The sequence below is a fragment of the Demequina sp. genome (genome assembly GCF_049841215.1).
Lineage (GTDB): Bacteria > Actinomycetota > Actinomycetes > Actinomycetales > Demequinaceae > Demequina.
Window position 1 is genome coordinate 91,957 of the sequence record NZ_JASGEO010000010.1, and the last position, 16,471, is coordinate 108,427.

The 16,471-nt window shown below is 59.2% G+C and carries 12 protein-coding genes; 8 read left to right on the forward strand and 4 right to left on the reverse strand.

The features are described from left to right. Window positions 1–81: 81 nt before the first annotated feature. Both QM618_RS03995 and QM618_RS04000 read left to right on the forward strand, forming a co-directional pair. Window positions 82–6,789, forward strand: coding sequence for a DNRLRE domain-containing protein (locus QM618_RS03995; RefSeq protein ID WP_428095166.1), 6,708 nt, complete (start codon window positions 82–84; stop codon window positions 6,787–6,789). 156 nt (window positions 6,790–6,945) lie between these two features. Beyond that, the gene (locus QM618_RS04000) at window positions 6,946–7,938 is read left to right on the forward strand and encodes a hypothetical protein (protein ID WP_428095167.1); all 993 of its coding nucleotides are present in this window, start codon (window positions 6,946–6,948) and stop codon (window positions 7,936–7,938) included. A gap of 327 nt (window positions 7,939–8,265) precedes the next feature. On the opposite strand, the gene QM618_RS04005 is transcribed toward QM618_RS04000, so the two are convergent. Next, complete coding sequence (locus tag QM618_RS04005) at window positions 8,266–8,829, reverse strand: ImmA/IrrE family metallo-endopeptidase (RefSeq protein WP_428095168.1); 564 nt, start codon at window positions 8,827–8,829, stop codon at window positions 8,266–8,268. Between the two features lie 2 nt (window positions 8,830–8,831). Further along, window positions 8,832–9,209 (reverse strand): helix-turn-helix domain-containing protein, encoded by a 378-nt coding sequence (locus tag QM618_RS04010; protein ID WP_428095169.1) that lies wholly within the window; start codon window positions 9,207–9,209, stop codon window positions 8,832–8,834. A 77-nt stretch (window positions 9,210–9,286) separates the two neighbouring features. Here QM618_RS04010 and QM618_RS04015 point away from each other — a divergent pair, with 77 nt between their 5' ends. Continuing rightward, complete coding sequence (locus tag QM618_RS04015; RefSeq protein ID WP_428095170.1) at window positions 9,287–9,544, forward strand: multiubiquitin domain-containing protein; 258 nt, start codon at window positions 9,287–9,289, stop codon at window positions 9,542–9,544. Between the two features lie 9 nt (window positions 9,545–9,553). Continuing rightward, on the forward strand, window positions 9,554–9,970 hold the full coding sequence (locus QM618_RS04020) for a hypothetical protein (protein WP_428095171.1): 417 nt from the start codon (window positions 9,554–9,556) through the stop codon (window positions 9,968–9,970). Window positions 9,971–9,978: 8 nt separating this feature from the next. Here QM618_RS04020 and QM618_RS04025 read toward each other — a convergent pair whose 3' ends face one another. Then, window positions 9,979–10,107, reverse strand: coding sequence for a hypothetical protein (locus QM618_RS04025; RefSeq protein ID WP_428095172.1), 129 nt, complete (start codon window positions 10,105–10,107; stop codon window positions 9,979–9,981). 57 nt (window positions 10,108–10,164) lie between these two features. On the opposite strand from QM618_RS04025, the gene QM618_RS04030 reads away from it, so the two are divergent. Both QM618_RS04030 and QM618_RS04035 read left to right on the forward strand, forming a co-directional pair. Then, window positions 10,165–11,391, forward strand: a complete 1,227-nt coding sequence (locus QM618_RS04030; protein WP_428095173.1) for a ThiF family adenylyltransferase — start codon at window positions 10,165–10,167, stop codon at window positions 11,389–11,391. Window positions 11,392–11,450: 59 nt separating this feature from the next. Continuing rightward, the gene (locus QM618_RS04035; RefSeq protein WP_428095174.1) at window positions 11,451–11,918 is read left to right on the forward strand and encodes a hypothetical protein; all 468 of its coding nucleotides are present in this window, start codon (window positions 11,451–11,453) and stop codon (window positions 11,916–11,918) included. Window positions 11,919–12,255: 337 nt separating this feature from the next. Here the strand turns inward: QM618_RS04035 and QM618_RS04040 are convergent, their stop codons facing one another. After that, window positions 12,256–13,224: a hypothetical protein gene (locus QM618_RS04040; protein WP_428095175.1), complete on the reverse strand. Its 969-nt coding sequence runs from the start codon at window positions 13,222–13,224 to the stop codon at window positions 12,256–12,258. Between the two features lie 309 nt (window positions 13,225–13,533). Here QM618_RS04040 and QM618_RS04045 point away from each other — a divergent pair, with 309 nt between their 5' ends. Together QM618_RS04045 and QM618_RS04050 are read left to right on the forward strand one after the other, a co-directional pair. Further along, window positions 13,534–13,803, forward strand: coding sequence for a hypothetical protein (locus tag QM618_RS04045; protein ID WP_428095176.1), 270 nt, complete (start codon window positions 13,534–13,536; stop codon window positions 13,801–13,803). A 409-nt stretch (window positions 13,804–14,212) separates the two neighbouring features. After that, window positions 14,213–16,408, forward strand: coding sequence for an AAA family ATPase (locus QM618_RS04050; protein ID WP_428095177.1), 2,196 nt, complete (start codon window positions 14,213–14,215; stop codon window positions 16,406–16,408). Window positions 16,409–16,471: the final 63 nt, after the last annotated feature.

Consider the following 16,471-nt stretch of genomic DNA (forward strand, 5'->3'; position numbering starts at 1 on the left):
GGGGGGTTTGTCGCCGGTGGTATCGGGGTGGCGGTTGGCCGGGGTGGCCAGTACCGCTGTCGCTGCTACACGTCTCGAGGGGTGCTGATTCCTGTGTCCATATTCCGTGAATATTCGCCGATAACGATTTCTTGGACGTGGCCCACGCGGCTGGCCTCGCTCACCGCCGCTTCGGCACTTGTGGTGATAGCGGCGATTTCCGCGGGCCCCGCCGCTGCCGCAGGGACACCCTCCAAGGGCGCCGAAATCGACTGGACACAGCCCGGTGCGTGGAATGGACTGACTGCGCCCGATGCAGTTTCGGCCTCGATGTTTGCTCGCCTGAAGGGCCAAGCGGTCGAGGACCTCTCGCAGCGCACTGAGTCATCACAGACATTTGCGTTGCCTGATGGACAGTGGCGCTCTGACATGTCGATGGGCCCCGAGTGGGTTTCGACGGGTGAAGACCCCACGACGGAAGCCGGATGGAAGCCTCTGGATACCGATCTGGTGCCTTGGACTGACGGTTCGTATCGCCCAGGCGCTCATCCCGCTGCATTGGTGTTCTCAGGAGCCACCGACGGCCCAGCGAAGGTAGTTTCCGGAGTCAATAGCGACGGTGGCCCGTTCGAACTGTGGTGGGACGGCAACCTGCCCGCCCCTGTCGTTGAAGGCGACGCAATCCGCTACGTGGACGTCCGTCCCGACATTGACCTGGTGTTTCTTGTGACCGCAACGGGCTACGAACAGTTCTTCGTCGCCAAGACGCCTGAGGCGCTCGATCACACGAGCGAACTCTCGTTGTCCTTCACAAGCCCAGACGCCCCGCTCAAGGTGAAGTCGGACACCCTGGTCGTAAGTGGCGGTACGGGCGCCGCGGTCGCTGATGTCTCTGGAGTGGCGGTATGGGACGCGGAATCCGACGCAAACCGGATGAACCCGGTCGCGGGCATGGCACCGGACACCAGGTCTGACGAATCGCCCACCTCATCGTCGCCCCAACCGGCGGAGCCTCCATCGACCTCAACGGACCTCAACGCAGCACCCGACGCAACAGCGATCGACGCCGACACCACGGTGAAGGGTGACACAGGCACGCTTTCGATCGACACCGACGATGTCCCTGTGGACTCAGCGACACAGTTCCCAGTAGTTATCGACCCAAGCGTGAACCTCACGCTGTCCTTCGACACCTACGTGTGCAGCATCTGCACCCCCGACCACTCAAGTGACACCGAACTCCTCATCGGCACCCCTGACTCCGGCAACGGAAAATACCGTGCGTTCATGAACGTCAAGGTCTCGCCCGTTATTGGCAAGAAGATCACCGCCGCAACCCTCAAGATGTACGAATTCCACTCCTGGTCGTGTACCGCCAAGTCATGGGAAGTCTGGTCGACCTCCACCACCAGCTCTTCGACGCGCTGGTCAAACATGCCCGCGCTCGGCACAAAGTACGCAACGACGACAGCAACCAAGGGCTACTCCTCGTCCTGCGCCGACGGCACCGTTACCCAGGACGTGACTAGCCTGGTGCAGGCATGGGCGAATTCGACCACCACGACCCGCGGCCTCGCCCTTAAGGCGACCTCCGAGACGGACAACTTTTACTGGAAGCGGTTCTACTCAGGCAACTCGTCATCAAACAAGCCCGTGTTGTCGGTTACATACAACTCGTACCCGTCCACGCCGACTGCCGTAAAGGTTAACGGTGTGTCTCCCGCAGCGGGGACCACGTTCTGCACCAACGACACGACGCCCACGTTTTCCGCTACGGTGTCTGACTCCGACGGTGGCAGTGTCAAGGGCATGTTCGCGCTCAACGGGGGCACGGCAGTTGCAGGTTCAAGCGTGACATCCGGCTCGGCGTCGTCCTACACCCCGAGCGCTCGTGCAAATGGCTCTTCGACCACGGTGAGCGTTGCTGCTAGCGACGGCACCTTGACGTCAAAAGCGTCGATCGCGCCCAGTTGGACGGTCCTTGTCGACACCACCGCTCCCGATCCGGTGGGCTTCACCAGCGCGGCGTTTACGAATGGGCAGTGGAAAGACGTCGCACCTCCTTCCGTCTCCTTGACACTGAAATCCCCAGGCGCCAGCGCCTTCGAATACACCGTGGACAACGGGGCCGCTGCTTCGAAGGGCGCCACGGCAGACACTGCGACACTTGACGACTTGCCGCGCACCGTCGGAAAGCACGTGATCACGGTCGCCGCCAAGGACTGTGCGGGTAACACGTCACCAACTGCAACCTTTACGTACGGCATTGGCTCACTCGCCATTTCTGCACCGCAAAGCGGCCAAGGATCGATCGACCTGATTCACGTCGCGTCGAGCGCGAGCCCGGGCGATCAGGGCAAGGTCGCACGAGCCGTCTATTGGCGCGCCGCGGGAACGTCGGATGCCACCGAGAGCGGTTACGACGCTGCCAACGGGTCGTCAGAAGGGTGGACCTTGGCGACGGACCTAGGTTCAGTTGCGATGAACGTGGACCCGTCCGTGGCAACAGACATTCACCTCAGGTCGTTCCCAATTCCGGCTGGTCAAGCTGGGCCACCGGAAAACATCGACGTCCAGGTTTGCTACTCATACTACGTAGGTTCCGCGACGGTTCCGTACGAAACCAAGTGCACCTGGAACGACGACCCCGCAACTCACCGTACTGTCACGCGGGTTGTGCATGCATTCTACGGATCCTTCCCGACGGCTCCAGCAGGGCCGGGCGACGTCGCATTGACGACCGGCGAACTGTCGGTTGCTTCCACTGACGTGGAAGTCAGAACGCTCAATGACGTTCTGTCGATTGGGCGTGCTTACATGTCCTATGACAGCGATGCGACCTCACCCTTCGGACCGCACTGGCAGGCGTCGTTCGGCAGCGCAGGAGCTACGGACTTTCAGGTGACAGACACCATCAGCGTCGACAAGTCCGTCACGTTCGTGCCGGCGGACGGGACACCGTTGGTTTTCGCTCTGCCGTCTTCGGCAAGCACCTTGAGTCAGGCGCAACTCGCAGTGTGGAGCGGCGACCTCGAGCCTGTGGGCGACGACGCTGTCACATCGGGATACACCGTGGCTCGGGTCCACGACGCGACTGGCGACTATCTAGTGCTCACGGACGACTCATTGGTAGCGACCATCTGGAAGCTCAACTCCGGCGCCTGGCAACCGTCGTCTGTGCGCGTCCGAGCGACCGACTCCACCACCGGCTTCGATTACGAAAATGGGCAGCTTAGGTGGATCATCGCCGCGTACCCCGCGGGTATTCAAGCTGCCGACGGTTCCGCCCCTCCGTGTTCGAAGACTACGCTGGTGCCCGGATGCAGTGCACTTGAACTGTCGTATTACGGATCGACCAACGCGACTGGCGCGTACGAAGGTCGCGTCAGTCAAATCGTCCTTCACTCTTGGAACCCAGGCCGCTCGGGCGGACCTGGTATGGACTCTCAACAGTTGATGGCATACACGTACACGCCCGGTGGGGACCTGGCCACGGTCAAGGATCTTCGCACCGACCTGACGACGACGTACGCGTATTTGGACAGCAACGCGGGACAAGCCATTCGCCCGTTGGCCTCGATCGGAGAGCCGGGTCTCGCACCGTGGCATTTCGAGTACGAGGCGGGCACAGGCCGGTTGTTGAACGTCACACGCGACAATGCTGATGGAACTCCTGGCACATCTACTCTGGCGCATTTCAAGTACGATGTGGCGACCTCCGCGATGCCCAGCGGTGCTCCGGGGATCGTGAATGCGATTAAGTCTTGGGGACAGGACACATGGGGTTTTGACGCGGTACCATCGCTCGGCTTCGCGGTGTACGGGCAGGGGTCGGACTCGACCAGCGACGCCAAAGACGCACAGTGGTTCTTCACCAACGCGTCGGGCGCTCAGGTCAACAAGGCTGTGTACGGCGCGGGGGCTTGGAACTATGAGACCACCCGCTACGACGACGCCGGGAAGACCGTTCTGACCCTTGACAGCGCGGCTACTACGGAGTTGCAAGCACTGTCCCAGCTGAATGGGAACCGCGCGGTCGCGGGCGACCAGGTGATCTCGATGGGTACCGTCATGCGCTACAACGGAGACTATTTCGCGCCATCAGACTATCAATGGGGCACGGATCCCTCTCAGGCGGTTGGCACGGGGGACCTCATCTTGCCTGCAGGGACCGTGCTGACCGATGTTTGGTTGCCGGTCGCAGACGACGCGGGTGCCGGACCGAGCCGCGCCCATGCGCACTACGAATACGACGAGGGTGCGCCCAACGGCGGGCTTGACCCCAACACCGGCGATCCATTTGGTTTGACCACCACCATTACGGTAACGAGGGCCCGCGCCGATACGGGTACATGGGTTGTCTCGACGCCGGTCGCAATTGGCGAGGTCGTACTGTCGCAATCGAAGTTTGGCTACGACCCCGTAATAACTGGCGATCCGTCCGGCTGGACACTTGGCTCGCCAACCACTCGGACGGCAGTAATGGCGAACCCGACTGACAATATTGTCTACAAGGTCCGCTATGACGCGGTCGGCCGCGAGATCGAAACACGCTCGCCGGGCTCGACGGGCAACGATGCCGCTACGCACCAAACTGTCTACTACACTGCGGGAGCCAACGGCGACGACCCCGCGTGCGGTCTGGCCCACCCTGAATGGGCCGGTCTAGAATGTGTTTCGCGCACAGCCGAGACGAACGCGTCCGTTGCCGTGACCCGTACCACTGGATACAGCATGCTGCTTGCGCCGACAGAGGTTACTGAAACGCTCGGCTCAACGATCCGGACCACGAAGTCCACCTATCTAGCAGATGGCCGTCTTGATACGACGAGTGTCGGTATTGGCGCGACGAGCACAACGGCATTGCCGACTACTCAGTCTCTGTATCGAGCGTCTACCGGGCAACCTGTTGGCTCGCAAACTCTTGCGCCCGATGGGCATACCGTCACTGGCTCTGCCACCACGAGTACTGACCTCTGGGGTCGCGTCGTAACGTATTCGGCGTCAAATGGTGACGGCGCGACCTACGTCTATGACGCGAAGGGACACTTGGCGAGCGTGGATGACCATCAGCACAAGGTTTCCTACACCTATGACGGCACTGATGCCCTCGGCAATTCGGAACATCGTGGCCTTGTGACGGGCCTGGTCGTTGATGGGCTTCCTTCGGGCACCGGAAACTTCAGTGGCGCCTACGATGCGGCCGGCAATCTTGTCGTGCAGCAGATGCCGGGCGGCGTGACTCAGGAGTCGACATACTCCATGAGTGGGAACCAAACAAGTTTGATGTATACGGGCGTTGACGAGGACAACGAGACGGTCCCACTTGTCGGCTGGACACAGGACTTCGACCTCTTCAGTCGTGTGGTGCACGAGACGTCCCCGACCGACGCCCAGGGCGTGGATTCGATGGCCGAGTACTTGCGAACGTATTCGTACGACCGCGCGGGCCGTCTAGTCGCAGCGAATGACCGCACCGCGGGACCCGATGGGATTCTGGACGAGGACGGCTCGGATGGCTCCATGACTCCGTGCGCAACGAGAGCGTACGCCTTTGATGCTCGAGGGAATCGACTTTCGCGCACCACTACGACGTCAGGTGCCGACGGGACCTGCGGGACAGGTGGTGTGGCAACCGAACTACACACCTACGACAGTGCTGATCGAATTCAGACCGGGGCGAACAACACAGGCACGTATGTGTACGACGACTTGGGACGCCAGACTACGCTGCCGGGCGGGGACACTCCCGCGGGTGCGGCGGCAGGCAACCTCCAGGTTGCATACTTTGACAACGATCTAGTGAAGTCGCTGACGCAAGATGGTTCAAGCACGTCGTTCGTTCTCGATGCACTTCAGCGCCGCGACGTCGCGACCACCGTCGCAGGTTCAGGCACCACGACCGAAATTCGTCACTACGCGGATACAAGTGACAATCCTGCATGGGTCGCGAGCACTGGACCCGGAAATGTCCTGCATACGAGCTGGTATGGCGAGTCCATCGGTGGTCGTCTTGGGGTAACAGTCACAGACGGCACCGTGAGTTTGTCGATCGCCGGACCCCACGGTTCCACGGCCACGTCCCTTGCGCTTGGAAATGACGGTGCCGTCCTCGAAGTAGGCGGCTACTCCGACTACGACGAGTATGGGCGTGCCATCTCAACCACGTTTGACAATCAAGCCGGCGCGGTTAGGTATGGCTGGCTCGGCGCGCACCAACGCGCGACCGACGGGACGGGTCTCGTGCTCATGGGAGCGAGGCTCTACAACCCCGTTACCGGGCAGTTCACATCGCGAGACCCCATCAAGGGTGGCAACACCGCAGCCTACGCGTACCCACAAGATCCGCTCAATCTCTCCGACCTCACAGGCAAATTCGCGGTACCAGTCTTGGTGGGAGTCGCCGTCATTGACGCGCTTATCTACGCCTTGGCATGGACGGCGCTGATCGTCTCCCTTGCTTGGCTTGCGTATCAGGTATTTGAAGCGGCCAAGAGGATTCCATGGCCGAGGCTCGGTTCGAAGTCCTACCGGTCGAATGTCAACTATCGGATCTATCGAATCTTCAATATTGCATCAGGCAAAGTCTACAAGTGGGGAATTACAAGCGTTGCAGGAAATTCCCGCCCAACTCGTCAATTGCCCAATTGTCTTGCGTATTTTAAGTCGAAATGCACTTACGCTTGGGAGTTGGCTGGCAAGCCTGTTAAGGGATACTACAACGCCAGGCTATGGGAAGCCTCTTTTGTCACCGCCTACTACATAAGGTACAGGAAGTGCCCGCCTGGACAAGAGACCAGTTGCATGTGAGGAGCGATTTTGCCACATCCTGATGATGATGAACAATGGGGCCTTGTCGAGTCGGACGCGAGCAGTGGGGACGCAAGCGGTGCGTATCTCGTCGTTGCCTTGCGCGCGGGCGGCGAGGTGGCAATGCGGGATTTCTGGGTGTGGCTCACTGAGCGAGTGCGCGAATATGCCGACGCTCGGGGTGTGTGCCTGACCGATGGCTTCGCAAGCGAGGCGGTCGAGTTAGTCCTTCGCGGGAGAGCCGCGTTTGAGGCAGCAGTGCGTGTTCCTTCGACGGCTGAGCCGGTGCTTGGTGAAGGCGGGTTCCAGTTTGTAGACGCCTTTAGTGAGGCGTATCGCGATGAGTCCGGATTGTCGTTGCCTGACTTGAACGCGAACATGGTTAGTTCCATTTCGGAGTGGGATCTTCGCATCGCCGGACCGCGCGACTTTCTGCCGTTGGCCGTAGTGGTCGCTATGGATGCAGCATTCGATGCGCTAGAGGCGAGCGCCGAGGTGCGGGCGGGCTTTAGGTTGGCGGGTATTGAATCGGTGGAGGTCTACGGCGGCCTCTCCCACCATCCGGTCAGCGGGGTACGTCTCGAAGCCGGCAAAGGACTCACCACGCTTCGAACACGCAGTGGTCGATTGTTTGGATCGTTCGTATGGTCGACCGCGGAGCTGATGGGTGACGATTTCGACGGCACCGTCGATCGAGTTCGGACGCTCGTAGCCGAGATCGCGGCGCGAGTGCCGAACTTGCCGCACCCACAGGCGCTCGCTCTACTCGATGGGCTTGCGGACAATGGTGTAGACCGAACCGCTTGGTATGTCGGCCCGGACAGCTTGCTTGACACCGTGGACCTGTGCGTGCTCGAGCGTGCAGCTGAGCATGATCCGGAGGCGCCCTGGGCGAGATTGGTGCCGTCACTGGCGGCGACGCCAAGTGATTTAGTTAGTTGGGCGCGATTCGCCGGAACATGTGCCGAGAAGGGCCAGGTGCCCGAACAGGCGGTGTTGGCGATGGTTCGTGTATTGCGCGGAACCCGTGGCGCGACTCCTGAGGACGTTGAAGACGACCTTGCGGCCGCCGCGATCCTTTCCACTTGGCCGTCTCGGGCGGCGAGTCCCAAGGCTTCGGCCGATGGTGGTGGCAGGGGCTTCCTGTAGGTAATTCGGTGTGCTTCATCGGCGTGGCGCGCGACTGCCTCTGAGTCCGGTCTTGTGATACAAAGCGATGCGTTCGACGTGCTTATCGCGGTCGAACGAGCGTGGTTGTCATTGCCATTAGCGCAATCGACAGACTACAAGGTCTCCCGATGGGAGTCCTCTTGTGTTTGTAGCAGGTGCGATGACGTGTGTTGCAGAGGTGGCGCGGGAGTAACCGTTCCTTGTTGAAGTTGGCACGGGCCGGCGTTGGTACAACTATTGTGCGACGTTCCGGTCGAAGGTGACGTGTACCGACAATCTGACCGTGTGATGAAGTCCGAGAGCCCGTTACCCCCGTGCACTCCGTGCACGGTTCACTCGTTTGACGGCACCAGTCGCATTGAGTCGGCGCTGAACCATGCTGACGCTGACCCCAAAATGCGCGGCCGCATCTTCCTTGCTCCAGCCGAGACGAACAATCGAGAGTGTTGCATCCTCTGGTATCAGGAGGACGCCGGCGAGCCACTCCGCCTCATCTTCGACATCCTGATTCCAGTCGCGGCAGCCTTGGTCGTCAAGGGCAGGAGTCGGTGGATGCTGAAGGAGACTGTGGGCAAGTTCGTGTGCGAGATTGCTGTGTTGCCGCACTTGAGCGTGCGAGTCGTTGTGGACGATTGTGCGGCGATGCCCGGCGAACACGGTGGCGGCCGAAAATGATGCTCGCTCACCATTGAGGAGAGCCAGGATCGCGGAACCTTCGCTGGTGAAGCTGCTGACGTCCCAGATGGGGATCTCGAGGTGGTTCGCGAGTTCCCGGGGATCGAGCGGATCCATTGAGCGCAATCCAAGCTCAGCTCGAACATCGTTAGCGAGCGCGTTTGCCTCAGTCTTGAATCCGTAGCGGTACCCCATGTCTAGTCCTTGATGCGAAGCCTTTGGTAAGTCGCTCTCACAAGTTCGTCCAAGGCAGTAGCCGCCTCAGGGCTTAGGTTCTTGTCACTGCGCAAGTACGTCGAGATCATTGCGAGCGGTTCCGCCTCGGGTACGTCTTCATCGCTACGTACGTAGTCGTCCGCGCTCAGGCCAGACCAAGCAGCGAGAGCAGCGAGCCCGTCCACATCAGGCCGACGTCCTTGCGCCATCCGAGTCAATGTCGAGGCGCTCACCCCTGATTCCGCTGCTACCTGCTTCCAGTTCAGTTTTCGTGCCACGCGCACCGAGTCCAGTGCCTCATAGAACACTTCGGCGTCAAACCATGCCTTCTTGTCCATCTCACCTCCAGTGATTGCCATCTTGCAATCGTTCATCTAGTATGCAATACTAGAGTAGCAAGCAATCGTCTAAATTGCAATCAACAAGGAGGTAGACCATGGCCCAGGAAGCCGCAACGAAGCCCCAGAAGAGCTTCGACATCATCGTCAACAAGAAGCACGTCCCAGTGTCGGACCACTCCATGACGGGGCTCGAAATCAAGCAAGCGGCGATCAGCGCTGGCGTTGCAATCGAGCTGAGCTTTCAGCTCGCGGAGATCAAGAACAAGAAGCGCAAGATCATCGGCGACAGCGACACCGTCGGAGTCAAGGAAGGCTCAGAGTTCGTCGCGACGTCGGGTGACGACAACTCGTAGGGGCACGTGATGGCAGTGACACCTGAAATCGAAGCTGCGATCTCAGAGATCAAAGACCAATTTCCTGAAGCGACCATCACCGTCGTCGAGGACGGCGACGGTGGAGCGTATGTGTCGCTTGACCGTGTGCCGCTCGGCGCTCAGTACTCCCAGCGAGAGACCTGGATGAAATTCCAGATCACGGTCACCTACCCGGTCTCCGACGTCTATCCGCAATTCATCGACCCTGCAGTACGCATCGTCGGATCGTCCCATGACGACGACACCCCGATGGGTGAAGGATCCTCGGTGGGAAATTTCAGGTTTGCCAATGAAGAGATCCTTGCGATCCAAATCTCGCGTAGGTCGAACCACCTTGACCCCGCGGTGGACACAGCCGCACTCAAGCTCGCTAAGGTGATGCACTGGTTGGAGACGCGATCATGAGCGTGTCACTACACATTTCCGAAGACCTCGAAGCCGAGCTCCGCGCTCATCTCTTCCCAGGCGACGGCGATGAGCATGGTGCGGTGATTGCCGCTTCGGTGCTCGAGACTGAAAGAGGTGTGCGACTTCTCGCTCACCGTCTATTCCTTGCGGCCGACGGTATCGACTACGTGCCAGGGGAACTTGGTTATCGCATGCTGACCGCTGACTTCGTGATGGATTGCATCCTTGAGTGCGCCGACCTGAAAATGGCCTATCTCGCCGTGCATTGTCACGGCGGTTCCACGACAGTTCGCTTCTCGCAGACCGACATGAACTCGCACGACCGCGGTTATCCCGCACTTCGAGACATTGTCGACGGCCCGCCTGTCGGTGCGCTGGTCTTCGCGAGGGAGGCCGTCGCGGGTGACGTTTGGTTTAGTGACGGGCGGCGCGAACCACTAGACACCATGGTCATCGCGGGCGACACCCTACGAGTGTTGAGGCCGCACCCTGAACCGCTACCTCCGTCGGTCGATGAACGCTTTGACCGTCAGGCGCGACTGTTTGGCGATCGCGGACAACAGATCCTTGGCCGCATGAAGGTCGGTGTCATCGGTGCCGGCGGTGCCGGCTCGATCATCATCGAGCACCTGACGCGACTCGGAGTTCGCGAGGTAGTGATTGTCGATCCGGACCTCATCGAATCATCGAACCTGCCGCGTGTTGTGGGAAGCAAGGTTCGCGATACGCGACCTCTCCTCACCAGTCGGCGCCTTGGGCGGATTGGCAAGTACTTTGAGCGTCTACGGGAAACTAAGGTGCATATCGCCAAGCGTCACGCGCGTGAAGCGAGTTCCACAGTTGTAACGCCGCTCGCCTTGAGCGTCATGGAACCACAAGCAGCGCAACACCTCCTGGACTGCGACTACATCTTCCTCGCCGCAGACTCCATGCAGTCGAGACTCGTCTTCAACGCCATGGTTCACCAATACCTCATTCCAGGGGTACAAATGGGAGTCAAGATTCAAGTAGACAAGACGACAGGCGAAATACTTGATGTCTTTGCCGTACATCGGCCCGTCATACCTGGTAAGGGATGCCTCTACTGCAATGGCCTCATCAACAGCAGCCGTCTCCAGGAAGAAGCTCTCGATCCGGAGGCGCGCCGGCGGCAACGATATGTTGATGAGGACGATGTCCCTGCACCGAGCGTGATCACCATGAACGCGATATCGGCGGCAATGGCCAGCAACGGCTTCTTGATGGCTGTGACGGGACTGCTCGAACGAGTTGAGTTCGGATGGACCAGACATGATCCTCGCACTGGCGAGTACCACCCGGAAGATCCTCGGGCTGACGTGTCGTGCCCCCAATGCTCCGCAGTTGGACGACTGGGGCGGGGGCCAACCATGCGCCTTCCGACCTTCTACCGTGGGTGATGGGCGCGCGAACCGACTCTTGACTCATCCACACCCTCGGCGCACTGTCAGGCGCAGCTATGCCACGCCTCACGGACCAGACCTACCTATCGAACTATGACGCCCTGCGGGACGAGTACTTGCGGGGTGGTCGGTCGTTCGCGGGGCTGGAACCTCATGAGCAGTGGGCGCTGTTCGATTTCTGTCTGCATCACGAGCGGCACAGCCGCGAGGAACTGCTGAACTACCGTCAGGAGATCAGCGCGCTTAACCCGTCGCTTCCGCAGCGGGCCGGCAAGGCATTCCGGCACTGGCAACAGCTCCGAGACGTGAGGGCAGCCAAGAGGGCGCAGGGCGCGCCCGTGAAGCGGCGCAACTCGACGGACTTCACACTTGGTTTCCAAGTTCGAGCGGAGCCGGGCGTACGGCTACTTGCCCGCGCGGTCGTGCAGCTTGCGACGTATCTGGTCGAGCAGGAGAAGGCTCGTGCGGCTGCCGAATCCGAACCCCCAGCGCCCGCAGACGATTCGCAATCGTCTGGGCGTTGAAGCCAAGACGCTCACCTACCTCGACCAACGAGTGGCCGGCCTCAAAGAGGGTTCTTGCCTGCTCTACCTGTGCCGTGGCCATGTTTCACGACCGCTGACGGGCACGTTAAGCCGCGGGACGCGGCCACGGACCGTTCGTGGCGTGGTGCACCACGCCTGATGCCTTGCCGACGTATCTTGATACTAGCCCGCGAACGTTGACCCTTGGCCGAGAAGGGAGTAATATGAGGGGTTAGGAAATTGTAACGATATGAAAGAAGGACGACATGACCCGACTCGAAGAAGATGAATCTTAGTTTACCCAGAGAGAACTAAGAAGTCGCCGAAAGCAACTGAGCTAGAGGCGACTTTTTAGTTGCATTTGGTAGGAAATCACGTCGCCCTGTCGGATGCCACTCAAGTCGACAGTATACATTTTCTCGTTGTGTTTTGATGTTGTTTCTGTCGGTTTGTGGCGAGGGTCTTTAGCGTAAACGACTGGATTTCGGTCCGAAAGCTCTTCGCAGAGTATTACGGTCGACTGAACCCTCTCGACACTTCTACTGAATGTCTTCTTGCGAAGTTCGGGTTCTCCTCCTGCGAAGGAGGCAAACAATCCTGGCCACCTCCAGACAATCCGCACCGTTAGGCGGGAGGCAGGTCCGTATTCGCTCCCCAGATGGATGAATGTGTAGAGCGCGCCGCCGTCGATGTACGGGAAGGTGCCAATATCAACGGCATTTTCTCCACTGTCATCTACGAGAGTCGCAGTCACCTGAATGGACTCAATCGCACGTTCATCTAGTTCGCCGCCGGAAGCCCTAGTTCGCGCCCAGAAAATATCGAGTGGTGCGCTATTACCAACCTGAATACCATAAGTGCGGGTCACTATGGCATCTCCGTTTGCCGCTATCTTGACCTCTTCTTCATGAGAGAAGAAGCTGTAGAGTTCAGGGGTTCGCTTCTGGTGAGCAATAGCACTCATCGCGAGATATCGCGTCGCCACCGAACTCTTCCTTGTCGATTCACGCATTGACTCCAGGTCGGATTCGAGGTCGGCCAGACGTTGAACTGAACGTGCAGATTCTCTTGCGAGGTCATTGCTGCGAAGCCAGAGCGCGACAAGCGTCGCAAAGGCATCGACAATCACGATTACCGCGCAGGAAACGATCACGGGGGTCTGAAGCTGCTTGGGCCGCACGATCACGGCAAGGAAGAAGGCGATAAGGTTGCCGAAACCACCAAATACCGCAAGTCGGTTGCGGATCGGGTGCTCAACGGCCCACTCTCGGTATCTATTCCAGACGCTCCGTAAGCGTTCGATCACCGCTACCCCCAAACCGTGGTTTCGTGCTCCGTTGTTCCACGACAGGATAGTGATACCGTGTGTGAACGGCAATGTTGGCCTTCCTGACGTTGTCGCTAGCAACACCAACTTGTACCCCACCGCGCCGCGCCAGTTTAGCGATGATGGACGCTCAGTGCGGGAAGCGTGGTTGCCATCCGCGACGCCAGTTTGCGGGCAAGAGCGACGGACAGCTCGTTCGCCGCCAAGCGGGACCCCGGACAAGGATGCTGGCGTCTCATTGCACCAGTGGTTCGCTCGCACGCATCAAAGTCGCTCAGCAGATCCCCCATGGGGCTTCCGAGTCCGAACACCCAAAGTCCGCAGTCGATTCGCAATCGTCTGGGCGTTGAAGCCAAGACGCTGGCCCACTTCAACCAACGAGTGGCCAGCCTCATAGAGGGTTCTTGCCTGCTGTACCTGATCCTTCGTCATGTTCCGAGGGCGCTGGGTAACGCCGTGGCGATCAAGGATCGCTACGACCGTGGATCGGTGGAGGCCAAAGGTGCGCGCAACGTCGTTCATCGTGCTTCCTGCCTGGTACGCCCGCACGACCTCTAGTTGCGCCTCGAGTGAGAGGTGGTGCTGGCGTTGGGGCGTCATGGTGACCTCAACCGGGGGAGCGGCTGGCTCCGTGCCGACAGCTAATAGGGGTAACCAATTCTTTGAGTCACACTCTGAGAGGTCCACCATAATGCTAATGGTTATCATTACTATTAGCGCAATCGACAGACTACAAGGACTCCCGATGGGAGTCTTTTTGTGTTTCTAGCAGGCGTGATGCGGTTGGCGTCAAGCGCGCAACAGGAGGAGCGCTTCCCTGTTGGAGCTGGCGGGTGCCGTCGTCGGTACAGCTATTGTGCGACGTTTGTGCCAGGGGTGACGTGTACCGATGGTGTTGTCGATTTGACTACGGACTTTGTGGCTTGACGCTGTCATAATGAGGCTCAGGTAAAGGGGGAAGACTGAAATGACCGACACGCAAGTTGCGGCTGAGGAAGCTGAGGGCGACCAGGGTAACCGGTCTAGTCAAACCATGACAGAGCCAGTCACTGAGTACAGCATCGTGATTCGCAGCTGCAACAGCATCGACGAGGCCACTCTCTCAATCCGAAAGTCGGCGCTGAACATCAAGTACGGCTCCAACGGGGTCGGTAAGAGCACCATCGCCCGAGCGCTCACCCTCAACATGGGTGGTGAGGGTGACTTAACTACACTTCTGCCGTTCAAGCTTCGGGGCGACAAGTCTTCAACCGCTAAGCCTTCGGTTACCGGAGCTGACAATATTCGCACCGTGTTGACCTTTGATGAGGCTTACGTATCTGGCTTCGCTTTTAAGGCGGATGAAGTCGTCCAAGACAGTTTTGAGATCTTCATCAACACCGACGAGTTCCAGGCCGGTCTCCTTGAGATCGAAACTCTCTTCAAGGAGCTCAAGGAGGCGCTGAACGACCAAGCAGAGTTCACTGATGCGATCGGTGATCTCTACACGCTGCACAAAGCCTTCGCGGTCACGAAGACAGGAACACTGTCCCGGGCGTCAACTGGCTTCAAGGCGCTGGCAGTGGGAGGTGCCCTCGCCAACATTCCTGAGCCTCTCGTCGGCTACTCGGGCTTCATCCGGGGTGAGAGCCCAGCCGAGTGGGTTCGCTGGCAAGCAAGCGGCAAGGCATATCTCGACGTCTCAGACAACTGCCCCTTCTGCTCGATTCCAAACGTCGACAAACAGAAGGCTCGCAAGGTCTCGGAGGTCTATGAGTCTGCGCTGGTGAAGAACATGACTGCGCTTCGCAGTGCAATAAGCCGGCTCGGAAAGTACTTCTCTCCGACATCCCTCGCGCTCCTTGAAGAAGTGACGGGATCTCTCGACGACCCGACGGTTGAGCAGTCCGCGTTCCTAGTGGAGCTGCACAACCAGGTCGAGACGTTTCTCAGTAAGCTCACGGCGCTTCGCGAGATGTCCTTCTCGACACTTCGCGATGTGGATGATATCGAGGCCCAACTTGGAACACTCACCATCAACTTGAAATTCTTGGCTCATCTGGACTCCGAGGCGACGCAGACTGTCGTAGACGTAGTCAACGCAAAGGTGACTGATACGCGCACGAAGATCAACGACATCCAGCGTGAGCTCGGAACACAGCGCGCCCGTGTGAAGAAGCTCATTGAGGCGAACCAGCGGTCGATCAATGAGTTCCTGGAGTCCGCTGGGTACCTCTACAAGGTCCGAATCGAGGCCGCCGGAGATTCCTACCGGATGATCCTTGAGCATCGCGACGCAACTGGTCACATCTCCAACGCGGCCACTCACTTGAGCTACGGAGAGCGAAACGCATTCGCGCTCGTCCTGTTCATGCACCAAGTACGCCACGACAAGCCGGACCTCGTTGTCCTGGACGATCCCGTCTCCAGCTTCGACAAGAGCAAGAAGTTCGCCATCTTCCATCGCCTCTTTAAGGGCAGCGAAGGGCTACGGGGCTCAACCACCCTCCTCCTCACTCACGACATCGAACCCGTGATCGACATGCTCGTAACTGGGACGAAGCGACACTTCGAAGGCGCCGAGCCTGTCGCCCACTTTCTGCACTCCAAGATCGGCACGGTCACCGAGCAACCAGTCGCAAGGTCTGATGTTGAGAGCTTCTCGGATATATGTCGACGGAACCTCGAGACTTCCACGAGCGAACTCATTCAGTGCATTTACCTACGCCGCCTCCTGGAGGTGACGGGTGACTCGGACGCCGCCTATGCGGTTCTCTCCAATCTTCTCCACGGTAGAGAGGTGCCTACAGACAAGTTGGGCTCAGCCCTCGAGAGCGGTGTGCTCGAAGAGGCGCGCACGCTGATTACGAAACACATACCTGGTTATGACTACGACCGCATGGTGAAAGACCGGAGGAATTTGCAGGTCTTGCGCCAGCAGTTCGTTGACTCAGACGCCAGCTACGAGCGGCTACAGATCACCCGAATGGTGCTTGAACTTGAGCCAAAGCTTGGGTCGGTGCCTACTGACGACGCGCTGATGAAGTTCATCAATGAGTCGTATCACATCGAAAACGAGTACTTGATGCAACTCGACCCGCGGAAGTTTGACTCGGTCCCCGAGTATGTCCGCGATGCTTGCTCGAAGCTCGTACTGGGCATTCCGGAGACCGCAGCCGAATAGTTCCGGATCTCGACTCGGGGTAACTATTGACCCGCTGAACGACTTGGCGCATAGTCAGGCGCA